Annotated in this window: 29 protein-coding genes, 1 tRNA gene and 1 pseudogene; 10 read left to right on the forward strand and 21 right to left on the reverse strand. The window is 41.0% G+C overall.

Translation table 11 applies throughout. The features are described 5' to 3' along the window. Window positions 1–130 precede the first annotated feature (130 nt). Window positions 131–748 (forward strand): helix-turn-helix domain-containing protein, encoded by a 618-nt coding sequence (locus tag HDEF_RS07030; RefSeq protein WP_234809376.1) that lies wholly within the window; start codon window positions 131–133, stop codon window positions 746–748. 648 nt (window positions 749–1,396) lie between these two features. Here HDEF_RS07030 and HDEF_RS07035 read toward each other — a convergent pair. Beyond that, entirely contained in the window at window positions 1,397–1,858 is a 462-nt protein-coding gene (locus HDEF_RS07035) for a hypothetical protein (protein WP_015873959.1), read from the reverse strand. A gap of 328 nt (window positions 1,859–2,186) precedes the next feature. Between HDEF_RS07035 and HDEF_RS07040 the strand changes: the two genes are divergently transcribed. Both HDEF_RS07040 and HDEF_RS07045 read left to right on the forward strand, forming a co-directional pair. Further along, complete coding sequence (locus HDEF_RS07040) at window positions 2,187–2,558, forward strand: BRO-N domain-containing protein (RefSeq protein ID WP_015873962.1); 372 nt, start codon at window positions 2,187–2,189, stop codon at window positions 2,556–2,558. 151 nt (window positions 2,559–2,709) lie between these two features. Continuing rightward, window positions 2,710–2,973 (forward strand): phage integrase Arm DNA-binding domain-containing protein, encoded by a 264-nt coding sequence (locus tag HDEF_RS07045; RefSeq protein ID WP_015873964.1) that lies wholly within the window; start codon window positions 2,710–2,712, stop codon window positions 2,971–2,973. A gap of 95 nt (window positions 2,974–3,068) precedes the next feature. Here HDEF_RS07045 and HDEF_RS13805 read toward each other — a convergent pair whose 3' ends face one another. The 12 genes from HDEF_RS13805 to HDEF_RS12205 all read right to left on the reverse strand — a co-directional run bounded on the left by HDEF_RS13805 (window position 3,069) and on the right by HDEF_RS12205 (window position 8,825). Next, window positions 3,069–3,374 carry a phage integrase central domain-containing protein gene (locus HDEF_RS13805; RefSeq protein ID WP_193432929.1) on the reverse strand — a complete coding sequence of 102 codons (306 nt, stop codon included), beginning with the start codon at window positions 3,372–3,374 and terminating at the stop codon, window positions 3,069–3,071. 27 nt (window positions 3,375–3,401) lie between these two features. Further along, the gene (locus HDEF_RS12745; protein ID WP_174888364.1) at window positions 3,402–3,656 is read right to left on the reverse strand and encodes a phage integrase Arm DNA-binding domain-containing protein; all 255 of its coding nucleotides are present in this window, start codon (window positions 3,654–3,656) and stop codon (window positions 3,402–3,404) included. After that, window positions 3,631–3,858, reverse strand: coding sequence for an excisionase (locus HDEF_RS07055; RefSeq protein WP_044612359.1), 228 nt, complete (start codon window positions 3,856–3,858; stop codon window positions 3,631–3,633). The genes HDEF_RS12745 and HDEF_RS07055 overlap by 26 nt, the downstream gene beginning before the upstream one ends. 101 nt (window positions 3,859–3,959) lie before the next feature. Continuing rightward, window positions 3,960–4,277, reverse strand: coding sequence for a phage antirepressor Ant (locus tag HDEF_RS07060; RefSeq protein WP_015873965.1), 318 nt, complete (start codon window positions 4,275–4,277; stop codon window positions 3,960–3,962). Window positions 4,278–4,394: 117 nt separating this feature from the next. Next, complete coding sequence (locus HDEF_RS07065) at window positions 4,395–5,165, reverse strand: BRO-N domain-containing protein (RefSeq protein WP_015873966.1); 771 nt, start codon at window positions 5,163–5,165, stop codon at window positions 4,395–4,397. Between the two features lie 277 nt (window positions 5,166–5,442). Continuing rightward, window positions 5,443–6,234: a BRO-N domain-containing protein gene (locus HDEF_RS07070; RefSeq protein ID WP_015873968.1), complete on the reverse strand. Its 792-nt coding sequence runs from the start codon at window positions 6,232–6,234 to the stop codon at window positions 5,443–5,445. Window positions 6,235–6,421: 187 nt separating this feature from the next. Then, on the reverse strand, window positions 6,422–6,799 hold the full coding sequence (locus HDEF_RS12605) for a hypothetical protein (RefSeq protein WP_015873969.1): 378 nt from the start codon (window positions 6,797–6,799) through the stop codon (window positions 6,422–6,424). Window positions 6,800–6,909: 110 nt separating this feature from the next. After that, entirely contained in the window at window positions 6,910–7,011 is a 102-nt protein-coding gene (locus tag HDEF_RS13810) for an excalibur calcium-binding domain-containing protein (RefSeq protein WP_095034718.1), read from the reverse strand. Window positions 7,012–7,041: 30 nt separating this feature from the next. Continuing rightward, the gene (locus HDEF_RS07080; protein ID WP_015873970.1) at window positions 7,042–7,557 is read right to left on the reverse strand and encodes a thermonuclease family protein; all 516 of its coding nucleotides are present in this window, start codon (window positions 7,555–7,557) and stop codon (window positions 7,042–7,044) included. Between the two features lie 27 nt (window positions 7,558–7,584). Then, window positions 7,585–7,716: a hypothetical protein gene (locus HDEF_RS13640; RefSeq protein ID WP_320408660.1), complete on the reverse strand. Its 132-nt coding sequence runs from the start codon at window positions 7,714–7,716 to the stop codon at window positions 7,585–7,587. Next, window positions 7,713–8,243 carry a lambda exonuclease family protein gene (locus HDEF_RS07085; RefSeq protein ID WP_320408661.1) on the reverse strand — a complete coding sequence of 177 codons (531 nt, stop codon included), beginning with the start codon at window positions 8,241–8,243 and terminating at the stop codon, window positions 7,713–7,715. Before HDEF_RS07085 ends, HDEF_RS13640 begins: the two co-directional genes overlap by 4 nt. 204 nt (window positions 8,244–8,447) lie before the next feature. Beyond that, complete coding sequence (locus tag HDEF_RS12205) at window positions 8,448–8,825, reverse strand: hypothetical protein (RefSeq protein ID WP_148207015.1); 378 nt, start codon at window positions 8,823–8,825, stop codon at window positions 8,448–8,450. 109 nt (window positions 8,826–8,934) lie between these two features. Here HDEF_RS12205 and HDEF_RS10995 point away from each other — a divergent pair, with 109 nt between their 5' ends. Further along, complete coding sequence (locus HDEF_RS10995) at window positions 8,935–11,619, forward strand: N-6 DNA methylase (RefSeq protein WP_048901571.1); 2,685 nt, start codon at window positions 8,935–8,937, stop codon at window positions 11,617–11,619. A gap of 48 nt (window positions 11,620–11,667) precedes the next feature. Here the strand turns inward: HDEF_RS10995 and HDEF_RS07095 are convergent. The 6 genes and pseudogenes from HDEF_RS07095 to murB form a co-directional block, all read right to left on the reverse strand. Then, window positions 11,668–12,925: pseudogene (locus HDEF_RS07095) on the reverse strand (tyrosine-type recombinase/integrase). A 163-nt stretch (window positions 12,926–13,088) separates the two neighbouring features. After that, window positions 13,089–13,173: transfer RNA gene (locus HDEF_RS07100), tRNA-Leu, on the reverse strand. 234 nt (window positions 13,174–13,407) lie between these two features. After that, window positions 13,408–14,712, reverse strand: coding sequence for a serine/threonine transporter (locus HDEF_RS07105; protein ID WP_015873974.1), 1,305 nt, complete (start codon window positions 14,710–14,712; stop codon window positions 13,408–13,410). Window positions 14,713–15,015: 303 nt separating this feature from the next. Continuing rightward, the gene (gene nth / locus HDEF_RS07110; protein WP_015873975.1) at window positions 15,016–15,663 is read right to left on the reverse strand and encodes an endonuclease III; all 648 of its coding nucleotides are present in this window, start codon (window positions 15,661–15,663) and stop codon (window positions 15,016–15,018) included. Between the two features lie 221 nt (window positions 15,664–15,884). Next, the gene (gene birA, locus HDEF_RS07115; RefSeq protein ID WP_015873977.1) at window positions 15,885–16,841 is read right to left on the reverse strand and encodes a bifunctional biotin--[acetyl-CoA-carboxylase] ligase/biotin operon repressor BirA; all 957 of its coding nucleotides are present in this window, start codon (window positions 16,839–16,841) and stop codon (window positions 15,885–15,887) included. Further along, window positions 16,838–17,869 (reverse strand): UDP-N-acetylmuramate dehydrogenase, encoded by a 1,032-nt coding sequence (murB, locus tag HDEF_RS07120; RefSeq protein ID WP_015873978.1) that lies wholly within the window; start codon window positions 17,867–17,869, stop codon window positions 16,838–16,840. The genes birA and murB overlap by 4 nt, the downstream gene beginning before the upstream one ends. A gap of 100 nt (window positions 17,870–17,969) precedes the next feature. Between murB and prmB the strand changes: the two genes are divergently transcribed. After that, window positions 17,970–18,905, forward strand: coding sequence for a 50S ribosomal protein L3 N(5)-glutamine methyltransferase (prmB, locus tag HDEF_RS07125; RefSeq protein WP_015873979.1), 936 nt, complete (start codon window positions 17,970–17,972; stop codon window positions 18,903–18,905). A 224-nt stretch (window positions 18,906–19,129) separates the two neighbouring features. On the opposite strand, the gene HDEF_RS07130 is transcribed toward prmB, so the two are convergent. Continuing rightward, a complete protein-coding gene (locus HDEF_RS07130) occupies window positions 19,130–19,618 on the reverse strand; it encodes a hypothetical protein (RefSeq protein ID WP_234809377.1) in 489 nt (162 codons plus the stop codon). 495 nt (window positions 19,619–20,113) lie between these two features. On the opposite strand from HDEF_RS07130, the gene HDEF_RS07135 reads away from it, so the two are divergent. Further along, entirely contained in the window at window positions 20,114–20,320 is a 207-nt protein-coding gene (locus tag HDEF_RS07135; protein WP_015873981.1) for a hypothetical protein, read from the forward strand. Next, the gene (locus HDEF_RS07140; protein WP_015873982.1) at window positions 20,317–20,982 is read left to right on the forward strand and encodes a hypothetical protein; all 666 of its coding nucleotides are present in this window, start codon (window positions 20,317–20,319) and stop codon (window positions 20,980–20,982) included. Before HDEF_RS07135 ends, HDEF_RS07140 begins: the two co-directional genes overlap by 4 nt. Before the next feature lie 204 nt (window positions 20,983–21,186). On the opposite strand, the gene HDEF_RS13920 is transcribed toward HDEF_RS07140, so the two are convergent. Next, window positions 21,187–21,333, reverse strand: a complete 147-nt coding sequence (locus HDEF_RS13920) for a hypothetical protein (protein WP_234809378.1) — start codon at window positions 21,331–21,333, stop codon at window positions 21,187–21,189. Between the two features lie 51 nt (window positions 21,334–21,384). On the opposite strand from HDEF_RS13920, the gene HDEF_RS07145 reads away from it, so the two are divergent. The 3 genes from HDEF_RS07145 to ispA all read left to right on the forward strand — a co-directional run bounded on the left by HDEF_RS07145 (window position 21,385) and on the right by ispA (window position 23,659). Next, window positions 21,385–22,125, forward strand: coding sequence for a helix-turn-helix transcriptional regulator (locus HDEF_RS07145; RefSeq protein WP_015873983.1), 741 nt, complete (start codon window positions 21,385–21,387; stop codon window positions 22,123–22,125). 300 nt (window positions 22,126–22,425) lie between these two features. Next, the gene (gene xseB, locus HDEF_RS07150; protein ID WP_015873985.1) at window positions 22,426–22,716 is read left to right on the forward strand and encodes an exodeoxyribonuclease VII small subunit; all 291 of its coding nucleotides are present in this window, start codon (window positions 22,426–22,428) and stop codon (window positions 22,714–22,716) included. 4 nt (window positions 22,717–22,720) lie between these two features. Then, window positions 22,721–23,659: a (2E,6E)-farnesyl diphosphate synthase gene (gene ispA, locus HDEF_RS07155; protein ID WP_015873986.1), complete on the forward strand. Its 939-nt coding sequence runs from the start codon at window positions 22,721–22,723 to the stop codon at window positions 23,657–23,659. Window positions 23,660–23,672: the final 13 nt, after the last annotated feature.

Here is a 23,672-nt window from a genome sequence, read left to right on the forward strand (position 1 = left end):
GCATGTTGTATATGTATATTTATGGACATCAATTAACTCCTGCACCCTTTTTAGATAAGAGATAATAACCTTTAGTTTATTAATTTGCAATTCTTTTGAGTATTTGACTAAAAATACCTCAAGTTATATCATGAGCAACATGAATGAAAAAACATTGGCTGAACGCTTAAGAATGGCAATGAAGAAAACAGGACTGACACAGGCAAAATTAGCTGATGCAGCCGGCATGACTCAACCCAGTATTTGGAAATTACTCAATGGAAAAGCCCTCAGTAGCACGAAATTAATTGAAATAGCTAAAGTGTTGCGCGTTAGGCCAGAATGGTTAAGTGAAGGCAAGGGATTGATAAGAGAGAATGAAAAAGAAAATCTCGAAAAAAATATTTCTTATGATGATATTTTTTCAGTGGCTGTGTATGGGAAAAATGGTCCTACCGGAGAAAAAGTGTTGGTTCCTGATTTGGTGAAATCAAAATACTGCAGGGCTTATCGTCTTGATATCAACAGTGGGTGTGCCGATGCTCCGGCGGGGACGTTAATTGTTGTAGACACAGAAGAGATACCTGGAACAGGCGATTTAGTCTACGCTTGCATTAATGATACAATGTCAGTTTATCGTTTCATGCAAGGTGGCATGTTTGGGTTTTTATCTGTAGATGATTTAAGAATACCTTTGTTCGAATTAACATCTAAATCATCACTTATAGGTGTTTTGGTGTATCTTTCTCGCAGTCTTCGTCGAAGATAAAAACTTAAAGAAGGTTGAGCAACCTTATATTTCCCTGCCTTTAGTCGTATTATCTCTATCATAAAAAATCCTTTTTAAATATATATATATTGCCCATTCAAAACTGAGTGATAATTCAATTTATTGCTATTTATCTTACATTTATCATTTACTCTCATCTTTTCTGATGCAGATATAAAAATCTCTCAGATATCATAGTTATACTATAGATATAACCAAAAGTAAACTCAAAGATATTGCAATAAAAATATCTTAGGATATATTAATAAATAATACTTTACCCGCCTAGGCGGACGCTCTTTAAAAACTCAAAGGTATGCCGAGAAGGTGTACACCCTCACTCAGTGAATTTCGGGATGAGATGACGACCATATGGCAACATTAGTGAAGACCCCCTCATCACCCAAACCCATTGACAGGAGAATGCGTATGAATGCCAAAAAAAGATGCAAACTCAGACGGACCGTCCGTTGTCGAGAAGAAAGACAAAGATTGGAAACACAGTGGAGGGAAGAGCGAAAAAAAGGGGGGGGGTTGTTTTAAGCGTACCTAAAGTGCTTTTACATCGCCACACACGCCAATACAGCTTAGATAACCGAATGCTCTACAGGGTGTGGTTGTTTCGGGCGAAAAGTCATCGTTAAAGACTTAACGAAGATACTTCAACATCAGGCCGATAGACACCACTAAAAAGCCTATCATTCCGCCCATTTTGATCGTTAAACTTAAACCCAGTTTCTCTAATTTGTTATTCATATCTTTACGAATATCAGCAAACTGAGCATCCACTTTTTCAAATCGGGTATCGATATCCTTACGGACATCTGCAAATTGAGCATCCACTTTTTCAGACTGAATTTTCATATCTTTGCGGACATCAGCGATCTCAGCAGATAAGTCTTTACGGACATCAGCGATCTCAGCAGATAAGTCTTTTCGGACGTCGGCGATATCACGCTTCACGTCCGCAATATCCGCCTTCGTCGCCACATCAGCCACTTCATGAGACCTACGCACAATAAGAGATATTGCCCGCGCATGTTCTCTCGACATACCGACCGTTTCTAGATCTTCTGTTGCCTGCAATGTATCAAATGCCACCTGACCCATAGGGGAACCTCCTTTTTAAGACCAGTGTAACCGATCTGACGCTCAATCTGCAAAATTTAACATTTCGTTTCATTTTCCCCCTTTCATCAGGCGGGCCTGGCTCGCCTTGTATTTCAGGAGTTTTTGATGAAAAAACACCCACATCGACGGGGTCAGCCAAAAAAACCGCCTCGTCATCCTTTGATTGAGTGGTTTATTCGCTTGTTGAAGCCCCTTAATCAAAGGAGGTTGCCATGACGTTGAATATTGTAGGGGCCTTTCTTTGGATGACATTGGCCGGACAACCTGATTGTTTCCCTAACACCGAATCAGGCTATCAAGAGATGGCATGACTTTGAATCCTTTTATTTACAACCCACAACATGCGAAAAGCTCTGCCGAGCTTGCTAACGCATTGCAATACGCAAGAGCAGATTTTGTGACACGAATTTATGACCCTAAAAAAGATGAGTTTACACCGTGCATGACCGAGACCGTCAATTTGACGTTCAACGGAATACACAACAGCTTGTGTGAAAAAACGGTAAGAATTTTCTCCCTGTGTGGGGCGCATTTGATAGCGATGTTTGCCAACACGCCTGTCGCCAAAGAATTTCGAAAATGGTGTTTAGATATTCTCGATAAAGAAGTCGGAGTGCCAGAACACCAACCTCAATCCCCGGAAGTATTCAACGGCAACGACCTCAATAACCTGGCTTGATTCGTTTTGGAGATGAGTCACGGATTTCATGTTGACCACTCATGGCGTCACGGCATTTGGTTTGCTCTGCAATGAACGCTTTATTGGAAGCGGCGGCACATCAAACCGACAATACCTTGGCATCGACCTTATTCATGCATAAAAAACCTTAATGGAGAAAATACAGGGCCCGAACAGGAAAAACGGCCGGGACCTCTCTCCTCATCTGCATGTTCGTCATCAGGGCTACTACTGCTACCGAGACCCACGGACGGGGAAAGAATATGGATTAGGAAAGGAAAAGCGAATGGCCATCAATGAAGCCATTTCCGCCAATCGGCAGATTTGTGACGCCCCTGTGAGCCTGAACGACAGAATCAACGAAGTGAAGGCGCTCTCGATGACAGAATGGATGGAACAATTTACAAAAAAATGACAGCAACGCTCAGCTTGTATCAAATCAGGAATGAATTTAGCCTTACTTACAGGTCAAAGACTCGGAGATATCGAACGAATGCAGTGGCAAGATATTCATGATGGGAAGTGGCGGCTGCACTCCCTTATCAATAAAAATTCCTCTAAAGATAAACGCGTTCGCTGTACCTGTACCCGAGGCGCCTTTGTCGCCACCACGGGATTGGTTTCTAAATGTCCTTCTGCGATTGCTTCATTGAAAAGGTCAATCAATATTCCCCGTATTAATTTTGCCGTGGCGGTTTTTCCCTGCTCAGGGTAACTGTTCAAAAATTCTGCCATCTCTTTCGTGGTGACTTTTTTAATCTCTTTGTCACCAAAAGTATTGTTGATGGCTTTTAATCTTAAACGGTAATCTCTCAGTGTGTTGGGACGAAGCCCGCGTTGCTGTCATTTTTTTGTAAATTGTTCCATCCATTCTGTCATTGAGAGCGTCTTCACTTCGTTGATTCTGTCGTTCAGGCTCACAGGGGCGTCAAAAATCTGCCGATTGGCCGAGATGGCTTCATTGATGGCCATTCGCTTTTCCTTTCCTAATCCATATTCTTTCCCCGTCCTTGGGTCTCGGTAGCAGTAGTAGCCGTTGTTGCGAACGTACAGATGAGGAGGCAAGTCCCGATTAGCCGTTTTTCTTTTGCGGGCCATGTATTTTTTCCATGAGGGTTTGTCCAGTGTGATATTTGACGCTGAGGGGGTTGATTTTGATGGCATTGGCCTGAACGAGGTATTCCCTGCCATCGAGACGAGGAGCGGGGTAGATGATGCCCGCGCGGACCCATCGACGGACTTGTTCGATGCAACGGGGGCGAGGCTGTTTTTGATTCCACTCTTTAAGCGTGATTTCCATGGGGTGTTTCCTTTAAAATTGAGATAAAAAAACCCCATTCATTCGAATGAGGCGAGATTGAGGGCGAGAGCAATTCGCCAAAAAAGAACAAAGGTGTTAGGTCAGGACAGGATTTCGTTCAACCTGTTTTCAAGAGCGCGCACTTTTTCGGTGCATGTCAGCATCGTCATCTCTTTCGCTTTCTCCAGGGTGAGGACATAGTCTTTGAACGGGCGTCCGGCATGAGGTCCAGAATGGGTAAAAACGAGATAGTCTGTATTGTCGACCCATTCGTAGCGGTTGATGTGATTTTTCATCCAGGTTGAAAACGAGAGCCGCACTTCCAAAAAGTGATAAAGGTCACGGGCATTGACCGTTTGAACGGTTTTCCCATTGATGAGGTGCGCTTTGATGGCAATCAGGGGATGTGTTTGAGACATAGTCCAGTCCTTATCAGTCAATAGGCAAGGCCTACGGCCGATGAATGAGGCCGTATGAAGGGCGAAAAGAACCCGCCCGATAAAAGGTGAGAGTAAAAAGTCAAAAAAAGGCGATGTTTAAGTCGTCTGGCCTCGGTGAAGAAATTGCCTTAATTCACGCTGTTGCCACTTTTCCAGGGTCGATGACAAGGTGTGTTCGGTTTGATGTGCCGCCGCTTCCAGTAAAGCGTGCATTTCTGAAATGACGTTATCGGCGTCTTCCCGTTGTCGAATAACACGACGGATGACCTGTTTTTCTGTGTCTGCGACGACGTCTTTGAAGCGATTCGTCAGATGAAAAATCCGAACGCATTCTTCGGCAATAAGAGGAATGTGACGGGTTTGAAACGGTTTCGGAGAGGGAATCCCGGTGACCTGCCGCAGAGCAAACCAAATGCCGTGACTCCATGAATTTTCAAAACGAAATCCGTCACTCATCTCCCAGACTAGGCGAGCCAGGTTATTGAGGTCGTTGCCGTTAAACACTTCTGGGGATTCAGGTTGGTATTTTTCAGGAAGATATTGTCCTGTTTTACGAATTTGAGGGAGCACTTCATGAGTCACCCATTTTCTAAAACGATGAGGCAGGGTTCCTTTTTTTACAGCATCTCGACAACGAAGTACAAGAGTGTATAAGCCAGATTCAGAGATGATGTTAACTTGCCCCTGACGGCCTATGTTAAACATAGATCGCTCATCATCATCAAGTCTTTCAACTGCTTGAGTTACATTTTGAATTTGTAATGCACAACAAATATCTTGAGCAATGAACCAAGTTTCATTATTAATGATCACAACACGAATGACAAAAGATTCAAAACAGAAGGGCGTGAGTAATTGATTGGTCATAAGAACTCCGATGGTTACTTAATATTAATCACCACCTTTGAGGCTAATCTTGGGTGATGAACTGAACAGGGTTAGCCTTACCGGAGTAACCAACCAGCCAACCTTACGGTTGCCCTATCCAGTCCACCATAGAGATGAAGCATGAATGACGACATAAAAAAACACGCTCGCGGCGTGTCAATAAAGTCGCGGTCACTTCGGCGGGAGGCTAATCTCGACACCTGAATTGGCAGGTGCGTTATCAATATAGACCAGGAAACTTTCTTTCGTCAACGGATTAAACCAAAACATGGTTTTTGACCTCTTTTTCAGCCATCAGAATGCGCTTGAATTTCTTCACCGCCTTCTCGTTGTAGCGAAAGGATTCCACTTGTTTGCTGCTGTGGCGAGATGTGTCGAGATAATATTCTCCGTATTCATCGGTCTTCATGTGATTGTCGTTGGCGATACGGCCAATTTTGTTGGCTGAAACATGAAATATCTTCCCGACTTGCGTCGCACTATAGTGCTGTTCTTCAATCACAGGCAGAGGAATGACCTCATGCCCTGCGATAGGGTTAATCAGTCCTGCAATCACTGCCTGGCGGGCAATGTCGGAAAGCCCTGTTGCCCACTGAAATGTTTTTTCAGCAATTTCCATTTGAATCTGCATGGCTCTGGCCTTACGGAACTCAGGTAAGCCACTCCCTGCGTCACGATGGGTTTTATTCATGCTATAGCTCCCCTGCTGTCGCAAGGTAGGCAACACCTCTTCACAGACCCAGTCTTGAACCCGTTCCGCAGAGGGCAATTTGCTTTTGAGTATCAGGCGGTACAGGTCAGACTCTGGGGCAAGGATAATTCCCTTGGGTTTAAAACCTAAATTCAATTCTAGCGTCTGGCTAGAATTAAGTTTAATCAATAACTTACAGTTATCCTGTAAAGCTTCATGTGGGTTTTTATATCCCAGCGCCTTGGCCAATTCAACCGCAAAAAACACCGGCTTGCCTTGGTAAAGCATGCCTTGCAGTTGAATATTGGCCTCAGCAGATTGAAAAAGCATCAGGGGTGTTTTAAGGATATGAGACATCACACATTCTCCAGAGTGACAGGGTTGAGGTAAAAAAAGGACAAAGGATTGACTCGTCAAATTTTCGAGCAGGGCTGAGATTAAAAAAAGGGAATACATCGGGCATGCCCGTGATACCGATTATGGCATTGTTAAGAAAGTCATTTTGATTAATCTGGAGCGGTTTTTTATAAAACTTTATAATTATTTAAATTTTTTTAACAGTGCCATGATTGAGTGAAGCCCCCCATATTTCAGATTTTGGCCTACCTTCCGTTTCAGCGTAAAATTTTAACTGTGATAAACTCATCACTAAAAAACCACCAATTCCAACTGATTGTACTTGGCTCCATGTGCTTTTTTCTAATCTCAAATTACCACATAAAATTAAGCACGGTTCATCTGGCAAGAACTGAAACGAACAATTCTTATATGCAATAGGAAACACGTCTTCTATTCCGTGACATATGCGTTGGTGTAGTCTGGCTGGCTTTTTGATAGCCTCATGTACAAACCGATTACGGAAATTTTTAACAACGAAAGCTCTCGAAAATGCTTGAATAATTTGGATATCAATGTGAATCATTGTGAATAACCTGAGTTAAAAAAAATGAGTGTATAGCTTTAAGACTGATTGTGTGAGCTTATAGGATGTTTCCTTTGATTTCCGTGCCGAGATAAAAAAACGCCTTGCACTTAACGGCAGAGCTTTTCACAAGGACGGCCGTTTTGGTTTCTGTCCAACGCACTCAGCCCGCATTGCTTCAAATAAAAACGGGCTTCTTCACAGGAGGTCATTTGGGCGCATGTGCGTTTATCACCCCAGGTTCATGGTGCGGGTTCAGAGAGGAAAGGGGGATGTTTCCTTTGGGTCCACCTCGACTTTCTCCATTCCCAGGGCGGGACGCGTTGTGACTCTGGCAGGGCCCACAATCCCTTCTTCTCTTCCCGGGCCTGGGTTTCAAAGGCCAGCAAACGCGGGTCTCGACTGTGTTGTCGATACACCCAGGCATCGCCCTGTTTGACCATTTCCGCGTTAATCCACACCTCTCCCAGATACAGCTGAGCCAGGACTCGGCCATACCGGTCTTTTTGGTTTGAACGAGCGGTGAGGGTTTGATCGAAAACCAAATCAGCGAGCGCTTTTTTGGCTTGGTTTCCATAAGGCTGGCCGATTTCTGGCGTATCTATTTCTGCCAGTCGAATTTTAATCTGCTTTTGTTCAGGGGTGAGCAGAATGAGCGTATCGCCATCATGAACGCTGACCACGCGTCCCGTGATGTCGTCCGCCCACGAGAAAGCGCTCAGCAAACCCGTGATGAGCAGAATCAGGATGTTTTTCATCAGATATGTCCTTTTGGATAAATGAGGTTACATAGGGAGACTGTCTGTTGCAGGTCGTACTTGAGATGGCATTTTAGACGCATTTTTTTTAATACACTCAATTTCTTTCTCTATTTCATTGAGAAAGGTGTGCACGGCCTGTTCAATTTCTTCGTTCAACACAGGTTCAACATGAACTCGGACTTGAAAGTAGGTGAGCTCTGAGGGAAGCGACTGTCATAGCTGACAAAATCACACCAGGCTCTTGCCGTACACATCATTTGCGCCTGCATCTGGAGTCGCCACGGGGTTTTAATCTGCCCTGTTTTAAGGAGTTCCAGGTGTGTCCACGCATTCGGGCATTTGATTTCCAGCAATCCCTCCTGATGGACCAGCCCGTCCGGACTGGCGGCAAAATCCGGGATAGCCGGATGGGGTATCAGTCCCACTTCTTTCACTTCGTTCCCGAAATACAGGCGGTACAGGTCTCGGGCCTCAGGCTCTAACTCCGTACCTCTTCTCATGGCCGCCGTGACAAACCCCTCTTCCCGTTGCCCGGTCAGACGTTCGCAAATCAGCTCGGCCTGATATCGCGCCCGCGAGGCGGCAACCCCCACTCTGGTTTTGGCCATCAGGTCTCCTAACCGGCTGGCCGTGACTTTGCCACAACGGGCCTCGAACCAGTCAGGGGTTCTTTGTTGCATCATCTCTACCTCCGGGGTTAAAAAGGGAGGGCGTCCATTTCAATCGACAGTTCCATCGATTTGGCCCCGCTGGGCTGCACACGGAACCGGGCGTCTGTTATCGTCACGACATACGCCCCAGAGTGTAGTGGCATAGTTAATTTGGCCACCTGATAAAAACCAGGTGGCCAAATTAACTATGCCACTACAGATATGTCCTGAACCTTATCAGGCAGTGGACGAGTGTAAACCAGCCGCTGATGTTCCGTGATGACGTGCTGAGCGTGAGCGGTGCGCATCCTTTCCGGGTAGCCAGAACCGACCGTAGCAAGCGTAAACTTTTCTGAGCCACAGAGACACAAATTCACCGATGCCCGGCCCGTGCCGGGCTTTTTTACGCCTAGTGCGTGAGTGCATGTCTATGCTGCATGAAAACGCATGAGTCTCCGGCAACCCGTGACGGCAGGAAAGGCCAGCAGTGGCGGGGCTACGAGCGCGCGCTATCGCGCTATACATAACAGAGGAGCTAAATTCAATCAGTAAGCAGAAATGTCTATGTAATCTTTCCAGAAAAGCAGATGTTCCTTTATGCCAGCGTTGTAGCATCTAAAAGCTGATGTTAGCTTCTGCCTAAGCTGAGGCTGGATAAAATGTATGCAGCTTTGAAACTAAGCAACAAGTTGCTTTTATTGAATCAAACGAGTAAACCGATAACGTGAAAAATATATTTTGCAATTCTGATAACCTTCATAATGAAGCTGATGTCGAGAATTTTTTCCTTATGAAATTGCTAACAGAATTAGGTTATGAAGACCAAAACATCAGACCTAAACGCTCTCTTGCCGAGTTATCTGTAAAAAAATTAAATTCACGCAGAGCTGTAAAGTATCGTCCAGATTATGGAGTTGTGCTTAAAAATAAAATCCGGTTAATAGTTGAGGCCAAATCTCCTAGTGAAAGTTTGGAGGATCATATACTCCAGCCAAGAGATTATTGTGCAACAATAAATGGTGAGCATGAAAAAAATAAACCCGTTAAATATTTTTTACTTAGTAACGGAAACCTCACGCAACTCTACAAGCATGATTTAAACATGCCAATATTAGCCTTGAGTTTTTCTGATTTTGAAAATGACAATAATAAATTCAAAAAACTCAAGGAGTTGCTAAATGTAAATGAGCTATCTAAAGAGACTGAAGATTCAAATGAAGAAAACTCGTTGCAATTAAAGAAAGCCCCCTTAAAAGATGTTAATGAAGCTTTTGCTTGGTGTCACCAATTTATATATAAAAATGACAACATCAGTCAAGGCGCCGCATTTATGGAGTTTGTTAAAATAGTAGCGCTCAAACTATTATCCGATAGAGAAATACGTGACAAATACCCTAATAAGGTTGAAGAGGAACAATTCAACGTTCCATTGGCTGATGTAAGATTTTCTAGAAAACTGTTAGCAGAACAGGAAAAACATACGGCTAACCCGTTGAGTTCAATATGGTTTTCTGATTTCATTTCGAAAATGGAAATAGAAATATCTACTAAGAAGAAAAAGAGAATATTTGAAAAGGATGACCAGATAAATCTTACGCCCGAAACTATAAATGGCGTAGTATCTAAACTCGAACATTTGTTTCTATTTGGCATTGATGCAGATCTTAATGGTAGATTATTTGAAACCTTCTTGAGTGCCACTATGCGCGGTAAAGATTTAGGGCAATATTTTACCCCGCGAAGTGTTGTAAAACTAGGCGTAGCTCTTGCTGGGCTTAAAATTGACGCGCAAGATATATCAAGAAGTGATCGTGTTTATGATGGATGCTGCGGCACAGGAGGATTTTTAATCGATGTTTTTGCAGACATGTGGAGTAAAATAGAAAAAAACCCTTCACTTTCCAAAGAAAAGAAAGAGGAGTACAAGCAAGCCATTGCCTACGGACATATTTTTGGCGCAGATATAGGAAGAGATCCAAATTTGTCGCGTATTGCCAGGCTAAATATGTATTTACATGGAGATGGCGGAAGTTGCATATACAACATTGACGCATTAGACAAAGAGTTGCCAGTTCATAAAACGGACAAACCTGAGTTGCTGGCAGAAAAAGAACAGATGCGCAATATTTATGCCAATAAAGAAGGTTTTTTCGATGTTATCATTACTAATCCACCATTTGCTAAAAAGTACTCAATTGGCAAGTCAAAAGATAAGGAAAAAAACGAGATTTCAAATGCTGAAAGAATCCTTTCTCAATATTCTTTAAAAACTTATGACGCTGGCAAAGTAAAAACTGAACTTCGCTCTAACTTAATGTTCATGGAAAGGTACTATGATGTGTTGAAAAAAGGTGGGCGACTTTTAACCGTCATTGATGATGGAATCCTGAATGGAAAAGACTACTCATGGTTTAGAGACTGGCTTCGAGAAAAGTTTATCATTAATGCTGTAGTATCTCTACCAGGTGATGCTTTTCAACGTTCTATGGATCGCGTGAAAACATCCATATTGATTCTGACAAAAAAACATACTGAGAATGAATCACAACCTAGTATTTTCATGTATCCATGTGTCTTTGTGGGCATCGACGATCCAGCAAGAGCTCGCACATTGCCTATTGATGCACACAATAAGAAAAAAGCAAAAGAAGAAATAGAAGATATTTCCCATGAATACCAAAAATTTACAAGCGGCAATGGTAATGAAAAGTATATCGTAGATGCTGACAGAATTTCCGATAGATTAGATGTTAAACACTGCCTTATGACAGTAGGTAGTAACAAAGAAAATTGGCTTTCTAAAGGTTTCAAAGTTACAAAAATTGAGGATGCTCTTGAGCTTAAAGTATTTACTGAGGATGAAGTAATTGAGTGTGCAGAACACTCAGCGACTGAAGTGCCTTTAATAGTTCGTTATGACGGTTCGTCTGAGGCTGGCAATGCAATCTTCCCTGCTGATACGCAATACAATAGACTTTATCGCGTTTCTGAAGGTGATGTGGTCATATCTAATATTGCGGCCAGCTATGGAAGTATAGCCGTAGTACCTGAAGATTTGGGCGGCTGCGTTGTATCTTCAGAATACACTATCTTAAGAGCAAAGCCAGGTTTTGAACCTAAAATGCTTTGGGCTATATTGAGATCTCCAGTAGTTTTATCAGAAATTTTACTTGTAGCTACGGGAGCTAATAGAACGCGAGTGAAATGGGATGCTATGAAGTCTTTATCAATCCCCTACCCTAAGGAAACTACAGAAAAAGAATTTGTTGAATCCTTATTAAAACTTGAGGCTTTAGAAAAGGAAACCGTTAGTTCGAAAAAACAAATAATTGACTTGGCGGTTAACAACCTTGAGCTTGTAACAAATGACGCGGAAATAATTTTATCCGCATTTAAGCCACCAAAATAAAAATTATGAGGTCGCTAAGCGCCCTTTTTTTCAAAGTTATCGATTCACTTACCGCTCATTATTTTTAGCGAAATCAAAAGGCGTGGTATAAGTATCTTTATTCGAATATAGATAATCTACCCACCATTGAACCATCAAGCGGCGTTCGTCCAAATGCTCTGATGTATGAATATAGGCAGCTAGTACGCTATTTCGCTCAGAATGGCTCAACTGCCGCTCTATCGCATCTTCACTCCACAACCCTGATTCACCCAGCGCGCCTCGTGCCATTGTCCTGAAGCCATGCCCGCAAACCTCGGTCTTCGTGTCATACCCCATAGCACGTAGGGCATTGTTAACCGTGTTTTCGCTCATGACTTTTTTAGGATCGTGATCGCCGGGAAAGAGCCTCTCATTATCACCGCTTAATTGCTTCAGCTTTTCCATCAAAGTTAAAACCTGACGGCTTAGCGGTACAAGATGCTCCTCTTTCCTCTTCATGCCACGATGGGAGTAACGAACGCCTTTTATCTCTGTGCGTTGTGCAGGTATCCGCCACAAGGCTCTTTCAAAATCGAACTCATCCCACCGGGCAAAGCGCAGCTCACTGGAATGGACAAAAGTCAGTAATGAAAGCTCTACGGCAATACGCGTCATAATTCGTCCACGATATGCGGCAAGGCGCGCAAGAAACTCTGGAAAACGACTAAAGGGTAATGCCGAGCTTTGACCGTAGAAAGTGCCCCGGCCATATCAATAGCAGGGTTGGATTCAATGTAATCGTTCTGAACGGCATAGCGCATTATTGCTGTAACGCGCTGCTGAAAGCGCTGAGCGACATCGTGCCTGCCACTGGCATACTGGCATCAACAGCCTTAATGGGTGCTAACAGCTGGCTGGTTTTCAGCTTACGAACATCTGCCAAACCAATATGAGGAAAAATATACAGATCAAGGTAGCGCATCCGCGAACGATGGTCATCACTCCAGCGCTTGTTACTCGCATGCCATTCGCGAGCGATCGTTTCAAAAGTATAAGCCCCGGCGTTCTCAGATTGGGCTTCTTTCTGCTCAGCTTTAGGGTTAATACCCTGCCCTAACATCTTTTTAGCTTCGTCACGCTTAGCACGAGCCTCAGCAAGCGTCACTGTCCGCCAGACGCCAAAGGCAAGCCGGTCTTCTTTTTTATCGGCTGGCCGTCGGTACTTCATGCGCCAGTACTTTGATCCTTTGATCGTGACCTCAAGGTACAAACCGCCACCATCGGCCATTTTATAGTTTTTTTCTTTAGGCTTTGCAGTGTGGACCTGGCGGGCATTCAGCTTCATTTTGGGGGCACATTTCTTATCGAAGTGGGGATGCCCCCAATTATGCCCCCAGCGGGGTTTGGATTGCAACGGATGTGCTTGGAGGACGCCGGATGATAAAATCACCGCCATCTTTGATTTTAAAGGTTTTTTGGACTTCCTCGGATGAGGATGGACTAGATACTGGTGCCGAAGGCCGGACTCGAACCGGCACACCCGAAAGCGGTTGATTTTGAGTCAACTGCGTCTACCAATTTCGCCACTTCGGCACTGAGAAAAGGCGTTTGTGAAAACCGCCAGCGATTATACCCGAGGTTCTTTTTCATGCAACTGTTATATAAAAAGCGTTATTACAAAAAATTGCGCTTCATCAAATCTCGGGTGAACACTGAGCATTTTCTCTCACAATGCCTATTTGATGAGCAGCATAAACGATAAATAAGACTTCTTTCGTCAACTGTCTTACTCATACAAAAGGTGGGCCTATATACATTTTGGGGGGGTTAGGGAGCCCAAAAATCCAATAAATTATAAAGAATGGCAGAGATTGCCATTAACCCCATAATCACCACAAAAATATTACTCGTATAGCCACTGTATTGACGCATTGCTGGAATTTTATGGATAGCATACATCGGCATTAAGTAAAGTAATATGGCGATGACAGGGCCGCTCAGCGTTTCAATGATACCCAGTATACTAGGGTTTAGCGTCGCTACTATCCAGGTGCTGATCAGCATAAAGATGGCGGTGATACGGTTTAAATACGTCGTCTTTACCTTTTTATTCTGAGTACACATTAATTGCATCACTAACCGATTGAATCCTTCCTGGACTCCGAGATAATGCCCCAAAAAAGATTTTGAAATCGCAATAAAAGCAATAATAGGCGCGATGTAGGCAATAAGAGGCCTATTATAATGATTCGCTAAATAAGACAAAATAGAAATATTCTCTGATTTTGCCTGTACTAAATCCGAGGGAGATAGAGAAAGCACACAGCTAAAAACAAACATCATCACCGTGATCACCATCATGATATGGCTCCATGCCAGGATACTTCCGCATTTTTTTTCAGCATCTACGCCGTATTTTTTACGGCTTGCTACTGCAAAAGCCGAAATAATCGGTGAATGATTAAACGAAAATACCATCACAGGAATAATGAGCCATAAAGTCATTAAAATACTCTTGGTAGAGGTGGTTTCGTTGGAGAATACATTTGAAAAAATAGCATCTGACCAGTAGGGGATTAAATAAAAAGTCAGCAGCATTAATACGAAAATAAATGGAAAGACCAAAATACTCATGGCTTTCACAATCACATTTTTTCCAAAATGGACGATACTCATTAAGCCAAAAATTAAAGTAAAGGATAAAAGTACGCGTGGGGGGGGGGAGATGTGCATTTGATGTATCAAAAAGCTCTCGACCGTATTGGTGATAGCCACACTGTAAACCAGTAAAATCGGATAAATCGTAAAAAAATACAGCAATGTGATCAGTTTACCGGCTCCGACACCAAAATGTTCTTCCACTACTTCGGTAATGTCCTTGTCTGGATGTGCCCCTGAAAGTACAAAACGACAAAGACCTCTATGAGCAAAAAAGGTCATTGGAAAGGCAATCAGCGTCATGACTATCAGTGGCAATAAACCGCCAATACCTGCGTTGATAGGCAAAAAAAGAACTCCGGCGCCAATAGCGGTGCCATACAAGCTTAACATCCACATAGTGTCATTTTTGGACCAGGGCAGAGCATCTTTCGACTTTTTTGAAACCAAGGGGGAATTTTTAATGATCTTCATAATACTTATTGTAATTTTCTATGATTTGTTGGGAGGGGATTGATTTAAAATAAAAAATAACAATTTTTCATTAAAATATCATATATTAAAACAATAAAAAACCCGATAAACAAAACCTAAAAAGGAGATTTATCGGGATCCTCAATACAATGTGGATTTTAAAAGCAATGGCATATGTTATGACTATTAAAAAATAAAAAAGTTCTATAAAGCATAAAAAAATGATGGGATTTATTTTTTGAAGGAGGATAGAAAAATACCTATAGGAAAAAACGGATAGAGCAACGACTTATTTCAAAATATTTAGAACGAAGCCGTCAATTCTGTTTTTTCTTTAAATTCACATAAATCCCGAATGATACAAGAGCCACAACGTGGCTTACGCGCGATACAATGGTATCGCCCGTGGAGAATCAACCAATGGTGACAATCTTTTTTAAATTCCTCTGGTACGACCTTAAGCAATTTTTTTTCAACCAAAACAACATTTTGACCAGATGCGAATTTCGTTCGGTTACAAACACGAAAAATGTGAGTATCAACAGCAATAGTCGGCCAATCAAAAGCGGTATTAAGAACCACATTGGCTGTTTTGCGACCGACACCAGGCAGAGATTCTAATGCCGCTCTATCTTCGGGCACGGCGCCTTGGTATTTTTCCAGCAACAGAGAACAGGTTTTAATAATGTTTTCGGCTTTGGTATTAAATAATCCAATGCTTTTAATATATTCTTTGAGCCCATTGACACCTAATGATAAAAGCGCCTTTGGTGTATTCGCCACAGGATAGAGTTTTGAGGTAGCTTTATTCACACTTAGATCAGTGGCTTGAGCTGAAAGCAAGACTGATATTAACAATTCAAACGGAGTGCTATACACTAATTCAGTACGAGGCTGAGGATTTTGATCACGTAAACGAGCTAAAATTTCCCTGCGTTTTTTTTGATTCATCTCTATTTTTTTCATCAAATGTGTGATTACCATTCCGGTTGGCTGATTGTTCTGTCCCCCGCCATATTTTGATTGTGTCTATATCTTTGAGGCGAAAAACAAAGATTTTTTATTTGTCATTTTAAAAAAAATGGAGGCTTCACCGTCATACAAGTTGAAAATATTTTTGATATTATGAAAATGTTTATAATCCGTTTTACTCAAACTTCTGTGAACACAAATCATCTTCCACGAAGAGAAATGTCTCCAACTTGATAAGTTTTGATGCCTCCTTCTGTTTCTAATAATAACCCCCCGTGTTGATCAATACCTCTGGCAATGCCTTGTATTTGTTGATCCCCGACGATTAATTTGACGGGTCGATTAAGATAATTATCCAACTCGTGCCACTTCGAAATAAAAGTAGATAAACCTGTCTTTTCAAATTCAATGAGTTGAGAACGTAATTCCGATAATAATAAAGCGGTTAATTTATTACGATCTATTGTTATTCCTGCTTCTTTGAGATGGCTCCAATTTTGCTCAATCCCTTTGTTTGATGATGGGTTGTTGATATTAATACCCATACCAATAATCACTTGAGCGGGTTTAAATTTTTTTCCCAGAAGCTCCACCAAAACCCCTGCCAATTTTTTATCCCGATAATACAGATCGTTTGGCCACTTCACTCGGATGTCTATTCCCCCCAAATTGCGCAACACTTGCGTTATCACAATCCCTATGACCAAACTTAATCCGACAGCCGCTGCCGTCCCTTTTTCGAGTCTCCAAAACATCGAAAGATAAAGATTTTGACCAAAGGGTGAAACCCATTCTCGGCCCCGCCTTCCTCGCCCTGCTGTTTGGTGCTCCGCGACACAGGCATCACCAGAACGGAGTGTCTCTATATTATCTAATAAATACTGATTCGTTGAATCGACTAAAGCCAATACTTTTATCCGGCCTTCAGGTAAATCTCTCAATATTTTTTTTTCATCCAGTAATTCAATAGGAGACGATAAATAATATCCCTTAATCGTTTGAGCCTCGATTTCCAGCCCCCAATGTCGGAGCGTTTGAATATGTTGATTGACGGCTGAAAGGCTTATTTCAAGATATTGCCCTAATTGTTCGCCTGAATAGGCAGCCCCCGTTGATAACAATCGGATTAAGCGAAAAGGCACGATAAAATTTTTCACGATAAAACAGCCATTGGATTGATTTCTCCTTCAGCAGAAATAAAACGTACTTCAGGTTCCAGGTAAACTGAAAATGTGAAAGCAACCTTTTGATAAACATGACGTGCCAGGTCCAATATATCTTGACTGGAGGCATGGTTTTTATTTATCAGGACCAATGCTTGACGATCATGGACAGCCGCACCGCCTATTGTATATCCTTTCAAATGACATTGATCTATCAGCCAGCCTGCGGCTAATTTTACTGTTCCGTCCGCTTGAGGGTAATAAACCAAATCGGGATAATTTTTGATCATCAAAGCAGCGGTATCGCGATCCACCTGTGGATTTTTAAAAAAGCTTCCAGCATTCCCGATCAACAGCGGATTAGGGAGTTTATTTCGCCTAATCGCACAAACAAAATCAAAAATCTCTTTTGCCGTCACCTTAAAAGGATCCAGTTTTTTTAAATCACCATAATCTAATTTAGGCACCCAGCATTTCTTTAGCTTAATGCCGACAGCAATAACAAAACAGGTTTTATAATAATGTTTAAAAATGCTGTCTCTATATCCAAAACGGCAATCTTTTCTGCTCAATCTCTGGCAATCAGCGGTACAGGGATCTAGCAGATCAACGTATTCACAAATTTGATCGAATTCAACACCATAGGCTCCAATATTTTGTATGGGTGCTGCTCCTACAGAACCTGGTATCAAAGCAAGGTTTTCTAAACCCAAGATATTGTGTTGTAATGTGTAACAGACTAATTCATGCCAGTTTTCACCCGCGCCAACATGCAAATGCCAATCAGTTTCACTTTCTGTGTAACTGAGCCCTTTTATTTGATTTAATAGCACAACACCTAAAAAATCTTCCAAAAAGAGGACATTACTGCCCGATCCCAAAAAAATAAAAGGAAGTTTGAGATTTTTCGTATTACGAAAAGCCTCAATTAAAATGTTGACTGAATCTACGGAAATCACATCAACTGCATGGGCAGTAATAGAAAACGTATTTAAATGTTTTAGAGATTTGAGAGGCATCATATAATGAGGTTTATTTTTCCATCTATTTTTTAGTTTTAGATAATATCATGAGCGTATTGTTGAAGACGAAATCCTTCCCTTCTAAAGAGAATGCAAATTTGTGAGCACCTTTTCTGATAAAGTACTTATAAAAGATACCTTAAAAGAATTACATACCATTCAAGATTGGCTGCGCTGGGCCACCAGCCAATTCAATGCTTCAGATATTTATTACGGTCATGGGGCTGATAACCCTTGGGATGAAGCAGTACAACTCATCCTCCCTAGTTTATCGCTTCCTATCAATATGCCCAAAGAAATAAAAAGTGCACGATTAACCCTAAGTGAACGCCACTGTATTCTTGAGCGCATTATTCGCAGGATCAATGAACGTATTCCAGTAGCGTATCTCACTAATACCGCTTGGTTCTGTGGACAGTCGTATTATGTTAACGAGCAAGTTTTGATACCGCGTTCTCCTATAGGGGAGTTCATTGAGGATCACTTTTATGGTTTATTATCAGTAAAACCTGCTCATATACTGGATATGTGCACAGGCAGTGGCTGTATTGCGATTGCTTGCGCAGAGGCTTTTCCTGAAGCAGAAGTAGATGCAGTAGATATCTCTAGAGGTGCTCTTGCTGTAGCCGAATGTAATATTGAGCAATATGGGCTTGAAAATAGAGTCACCCCTATTTATTCCGATCTATTTAACGATTTGCCCCGCATCACTTATGACTTGATTGTGACTAATCCTCCCTATGTGGATGCCAAAGATATGAACGATTTACCGCCCGAATTTCTTTTTGAGCCTCGTCTTGGATTAGAAGCAGGAGAAGATGGTTTAAAACTAGTACAGCGCATATTAAGTAGTGCCGGAAGGTTTTTAAAAGAGAAAGGGGTATTGATTTGTGAAGTCGGCAACAGTCAAGGAAGTTTAATAGAAAAACATCCTGATGTTCCTTTTTTATGGCTGCAATGTCAGAAAGGGGGGGAGGGTTTGTTTGTGCTGACAAAAGAACAGGTGGATACTTATTTTTCCGGGCAGACATCTTAATTTATCCCTGGCAGAGACTTTGTATTTTGTGCACGCTTGCCGCAGAATCAGAGAATTATGAGGAGTTACGAGGCCCAAGCCTTTTTATGTTTTGTTGAAATTTTACTCCCTATTTCTAAAATAAAAACTCCGGTCATGTTCATTAAAACAATACCGGAGACAATTTATTTAACTTATGGTTGTCTTCTTAATATAGTAGGTTTGTAAGGGAAAAACCTTTACAGCTACGATAAGCTGACAAATGTGAGCAAGTAGTTATCGTTATCGTTAACAGACGAAAAAGATGAATCATTGTTTGCAGGAATAAAATATGTGTCCACGCCAGAAAAACCAGAAACACTTTCTTTTAATAATGGAATACCGTCATTTTTGTTAGCTGCTAAAACATTAATAAGATCCTCTATTTCTTGCACCTGCAATTTGTCTTGATTTTCTTTTAGGACTATTTCCACTTCAAACAGAGCTGCTTCTATAGCTGCTTCAAATTTACGATGGATCTCTTCTTTTTCTTCACTAAGAGTCACGTTTTCGTGTTTTCTGTCTTTCAATTCATTTTTAAAATTCAATAGAAATTCATCCATTTTATGATCTGTTTCCAAAAAATATGTATCATAATCCGCTGGTAAATTTAAAAAATCACCCCCGGTTTTTTTGATTTTCTCTGGTATTTGCTGAAAATACGCTATGTTTTTAGAAAAAACTTCTTCTTTCATATGATCAATCCGGAAATCTTGGTCCTTTATTTTTTGCACGTGAACATTTAGCATTTGTTATTTTCCTTATTTGTTAAAAAATACCTTTTCTGAATGCATTCAGAGGATTTGATGCATTAACATATGTGGGTCTATTTTAATACATATTCCAAAAATTTAAAAATGATTAATTTTTATGAAAATATATTTTTTAACCTCAATTCCAGATAATCATGGTTTTTTTCTGAATATTCAGTCCCTCTAAAAGTACATCAACCTGACCTGCGATATAGGCTTCTGAACGGGTTAAATACGCCTTCCCCCGTGTATTTAATGTCTGCTAACCGAGACAGCCTTTTCCTCGATAATACGCGCAATAATATCGTGTTCCAATCAATTAACCTGTTTGAGCCTTTTATAAATTTTTTAATAAAACATCATATATAAGTATTTTTTACTCTTTTTTTGCTATATTTTAAAGCGTTCGCCCTTCAAGAATGCTTAAGGAGAAATATCATGTCGCTGTCTATTCAAAGTCAAAATAATGGTTTATCCCAGAAAGTGCTTAACGAAAGAAATATCGAATACGCGATTAAAAATCTGTCAAAGAAAAACACTACCGATATGGGCGTATGGGAAACCATTAAAGGTTTTTTTTGTCGAACCAAAAAAACTCAAGTGCTAGAAAAAGTTCATGAGTTAACACATCAAAATTATGAATGATGAACTTAATTAACACTGAATCAGCAGTAAAAAAAGTGATTGCTTTTTATCAACTCAAGCAAATGGCCCATCCTGTTTATCAAAATAAATTTCAAGCATTTATTAGACCAAAAAAAGACGGAGCATATACTTTTTCTTTTTTGATTCAAGATGCTATAGATGAAGATACGTTTGTCTACGGAAATACTGAAAAAGATATTTCTGATATAAAAGAAAGAGAATTAACTAATGATAGTGACCTTTTAGACAAAAATATTCCTATCAATTGTGCTTTAAATAAAGTGTCGTATGATAACAAGCTAAATAAACTAGAAGGGATTTCTCCTGCGAATCAAAAAAAAATCTTTCTACATTTATTGGATGGAAAAGTAAAACAAAAAATGGCGGTTTATCAGAGCTTGGCGCAAAAATGGATTTTATTACAAATGAAATGTTTTGATTATTATCACAGACCACTTTGTTTGCTAGATGCTATCCATATTACAAGCACAACAGGAGCGGAAAATGAGTGGATTTATGATTTTGCTGAATCCATTAATAATATTAAGATCAACATGCAAAAAGCAATTGCCGAAGAATTTAGTAATGAGATTAATAAACCTGTTTATTTAAAGCCCTACGACTCACACTCTCAATTTGACTTATCAAAAACACATATCTAAAAACAAGACTTTAGCGTCAATTTTTACTTCCTTGTCAATCCAAGTCAATAAACAATATCAATAATTTATTCTTAAAAAATTTTTGGCGTGTTTTAATAGATTCAATTCAATGTTATTCATGATTCAGGCTTAATGACGAGCCGATTATAATGCCTCTATATCTTGCCCGTTTCAGAGAAAAATTCAGGTTATCGCCTGATTTTTTTAATAGTCTATATTTTGGTGGACAACCCGCAAAAGACAATTTTGCAATCCACGAAATTTTTGGGTATAAGCAAATGTCTGTGCGAGTTTTTTATCCATAGTGCCAGAACATAAATTTTGTAAGGCAAATGAAGGATTGAGGTCCATTTCAATAATGTCAAATATATAGCTTTAACTTAACAAACGAGGTGCATTCATGTGAACAATATAGAAAAAATTGCGAGAGAGGCTCAAGATACGGGGCACTCTTTGTCCGTTTTACCTGCGCAATTGCTCATGTTTTGGGAATCCTCACAGGAGCCGTGGGGTGTCAAGGATATTAATTCAAAATATATTTACGCTAATCCTGCTTATTACCAACTTCTCAATATCAACCCCAAAGTGTTCTGTATTGCCGGACACCTTGATGATGAATTACCCTCTCCAATCGCGAGTTTCGCCTCTCATTTTCAGCAGCATGATCGCAAAACAATCGAGCGCAAGGATCGTCTTTGCTCCATTGAAATTCACCCCTATGAAACCGATCAACTGATGAGACTTTATTATTTTGATAAATATCCGCTTTATGAAGAACACAGTCGGCTTTGTATTGGGACCATTTTTCACGCTAGAAAAGTTGAGGACCTATTACTAAAAAAACACTTATTATCACGTGCCAAGCCCGGCTACTTTTTATTTTATCCGCCAGAAAACGTATTTACCCAAAAAGAACTCGAGGTTATTTTTTGTGTGTTGCAAAATATGAGTAGCAAGCTCATTGCCCTTCATTTGGGATTATCACACCGTACAGTGGAAAATAAATTACAGGTCATATATCGTAAAGCAGGGGCTAACTCTTTATCTCAGTTCAGCGAGTACTGCAGGCATAAAGGTTATGATCACTATATTCCACAGACACTCCTGAGTCCGGTCAGTAAGCTACTTGATATGAGTCTGTGAAAGCGGCTTATTTTAAAGACCTTAATGCAGTGATTCGCTGAAAGCCATAAGAGCAAATATCCCACCTCTATCAGGAACTTTGCTTTTATCGTAAGCCCTGAATGCTGTGCAGTTGAAAAAGAGATGATTTATCTTGATGAAAGCGGTTTTGCCAACGACATACCCCTGACTCATGATTATGCTCCCCGTGGAAGAAAAGGATAGAGCTGATATGGTTGGTTCATCTTCATCTGAAGATTCAATGCTACTATTTTAAAACCTATTTTCAATCTTGATCATTGATTTCTTTTGAGACCCCTTATGCCAAAATTAACCTCTGCAAGCTCAGACTTTTCTGAGAAAAAAAAATCCAAAATAAAAAAAAATGCCTCGATCAGTTTTGAAACCGCCTTAAATGATTTGGAGCAGGTTGTTACTCGCCTGGAGTCGGGCAATCTTTCATTAGAAGAAGCCCTCAATGAATTCGAACGAGGCATCAAATTAACAAAACAAACGCAAAAAACGTTGTTAGAGGCAGAACAACATGTAAAAATTTTACTCAGCGATACCCCTGATGCGAAATTAAATCCGTTCACCCTTGATTCTGAGTAATGGTATGCCTGATAAAATCTCCTTTTCGGATCAACACACTTCCTTTGATTTTGATCAGCAGCTTTCAAAATATCAGAAACGTGTTGAGACGTACCTATCAAGTGCACTGGACAAATTGCCCGCCTATAATACTGTATTGCTAGACGTCATGCGTTATTCCACTTTGATGGGCGGTAAACGCTTACGTCCTTATTTGGTATACGCCACAGGGCAAATGCTCGGCTTGTCATTGAGCAATCTCGATGCGCCTGCGGCCGCTATAGAATGCATTCATTCTTACTCTTTGCTCCATGATGATCTTCCTTCTATGGATAATGACGATTTGCGTCGAGGAGAATTAACCGGCCATGTCAAATTTGGTGAAGCTAATGCCATTTTGGCGGGCGATTCACTACAATCCCTGGCTTTTTCGATTTTGGCAGATGACCGCATGCCAGATGTCGTCACAGAAGATAGATTAGCAATGCTATCTGAGCTTGCGCGGGCCAGTGGTGCCACTGGTATGTGTGGAGGGCAGGCATTAGATATGGCGTCTGAATATTTAGACATTTCTCTTGAGACCCTTGAGCTGATTCATCACCATAAAACCGGGGCTTTGCTTCGGGCCGCGGTGCGTCTAGGCGCCCTAGCCGCTGGTGAAACCGGGCGAAAAGCCCTTCCCTGGCTAGATCAATACGCCAAAAGTATCGGGCTGGCCTTTCAGGTGCAAGATGATATTTTGGATGAAATCGGGGAGGCCAGAAAAACAGGGAAAAAACCAAAATCAGATCAACAACGAGGTAAAGCGACTTATCCGGGCTTATTGAGCTTAAAAGGCGCCCAAAAAAAAATGGCGGCTCTTTATCAGTCTTCTTTATCTGCTTTAACAGTGCCTGAAGCCAGTGTCTATAACACGCTGCCTTTACAGGCTTGTGCTCACTTTATTTTAGAGCGTCATTATTAAAAAATGTCACTTA

Source organism: Candidatus Hamiltonella defensa 5AT (Acyrthosiphon pisum) (genome assembly GCF_000021705.1).
GTDB lineage: Bacteria > Pseudomonadota > Gammaproteobacteria > Enterobacterales > Enterobacteriaceae > Hamiltonella > Hamiltonella defendens.

Bases quoted from the DNA above. Each gene is read 5' to 3' on its own strand.
- HDEF_RS07030 (WP_234809376.1), top strand. From the start codon at position 131: ATGAGCAACATGAATGAAAAAACATTGGCTGAACGCTTAAGAATGGCA.
- HDEF_RS07035 (WP_015873959.1), bottom strand. From the start codon at position 1,858: ATGGGTCAGGTGGCATTTGATACATTGCAGGCAACAGAAGATCTAGAA.
- HDEF_RS07040 (WP_015873962.1), top strand. From the start codon at position 2,187: ATGACTTTGAATCCTTTTATTTACAACCCACAACATGCGAAAAGCTCT.
- HDEF_RS07045 (WP_015873964.1), top strand. From the start codon at position 2,710: ATGGAGAAAATACAGGGCCCGAACAGGAAAAACGGCCGGGACCTCTCT.
- HDEF_RS12745 (WP_174888364.1), bottom strand. From the start codon at position 3,656: ATGGCCCGCAAAAGAAAAACGGCTAATCGGGACTTGCCTCCTCATCTG.
- HDEF_RS07055 (WP_044612359.1), bottom strand. From the start codon at position 3,858: ATGGAAATCACGCTTAAAGAGTGGAATCAAAAACAGCCTCGCCCCCGT.
- HDEF_RS07060 (WP_015873965.1), bottom strand. From the start codon at position 4,277: ATGTCTCAAACACATCCCCTGATTGCCATCAAAGCGCACCTCATCAAT.
- HDEF_RS07065 (WP_015873966.1), bottom strand. From the start codon at position 5,165: ATGACCAATCAATTACTCACGCCCTTCTGTTTTGAATCTTTTGTCATT.
- HDEF_RS07070 (WP_015873968.1), bottom strand. From the start codon at position 6,234: ATGTCTCATATCCTTAAAACACCCCTGATGCTTTTTCAATCTGCTGAG.
- HDEF_RS12605 (WP_015873969.1), bottom strand. From the start codon at position 6,799: ATGATTCACATTGATATCCAAATTATTCAAGCATTTTCGAGAGCTTTC.
- HDEF_RS13810 (WP_095034718.1), bottom strand. From the start codon at position 7,011: ATGACCTCCTGTGAAGAAGCCCGTTTTTATTTGAAGCAATGCGGGCTG.
- HDEF_RS07080 (WP_015873970.1), bottom strand. From the start codon at position 7,557: ATGAAAAACATCCTGATTCTGCTCATCACGGGTTTGCTGAGCGCTTTC.
- HDEF_RS07085 (WP_320408661.1), bottom strand. From the start codon at position 8,243: ATGATGCAACAAAGAACCCCTGACTGGTTCGAGGCCCGTTGTGGCAAA.
- HDEF_RS12205 (WP_148207015.1), bottom strand. From the start codon at position 8,825: ATGCTACAACGCTGGCATAAAGGAACATCTGCTTTTCTGGAAAGATTA.
- HDEF_RS07105 (WP_015873974.1), bottom strand. From the start codon at position 14,712: ATGAAGATCATTAAAAATTCCCCCTTGGTTTCAAAAAAGTCGAAAGAT.
- nth (WP_015873975.1), bottom strand. From the start codon at position 15,663: ATGAATCAAAAAAAACGCAGGGAAATTTTAGCTCGTTTACGTGATCAA.
- murB (WP_015873978.1), bottom strand. From the start codon at position 17,869: ATGATGCCTCTCAAATCTCTAAAACATTTAAATACGTTTTCTATTACT.
- HDEF_RS07130 (WP_234809377.1), bottom strand. From the start codon at position 19,618: ATGAAAGAAGAAGTTTTTTCTAAAAACATAGCGTATTTTCAGCAAATA.
- HDEF_RS07135 (WP_015873981.1), top strand. From the start codon at position 20,114: ATGTCGCTGTCTATTCAAAGTCAAAATAATGGTTTATCCCAGAAAGTG.
- HDEF_RS07140 (WP_015873982.1), top strand. From the start codon at position 20,317: ATGATGAACTTAATTAACACTGAATCAGCAGTAAAAAAAGTGATTGCT.
- HDEF_RS13920 (WP_234809378.1), bottom strand. From the start codon at position 21,333: ATGGACCTCAATCCTTCATTTGCCTTACAAAATTTATGTTCTGGCACT.
- xseB (WP_015873985.1), top strand. From the start codon at position 22,426: ATGCCAAAATTAACCTCTGCAAGCTCAGACTTTTCTGAGAAAAAAAAA.
- ispA (WP_015873986.1), top strand. From the start codon at position 22,721: ATGCCTGATAAAATCTCCTTTTCGGATCAACACACTTCCTTTGATTTT.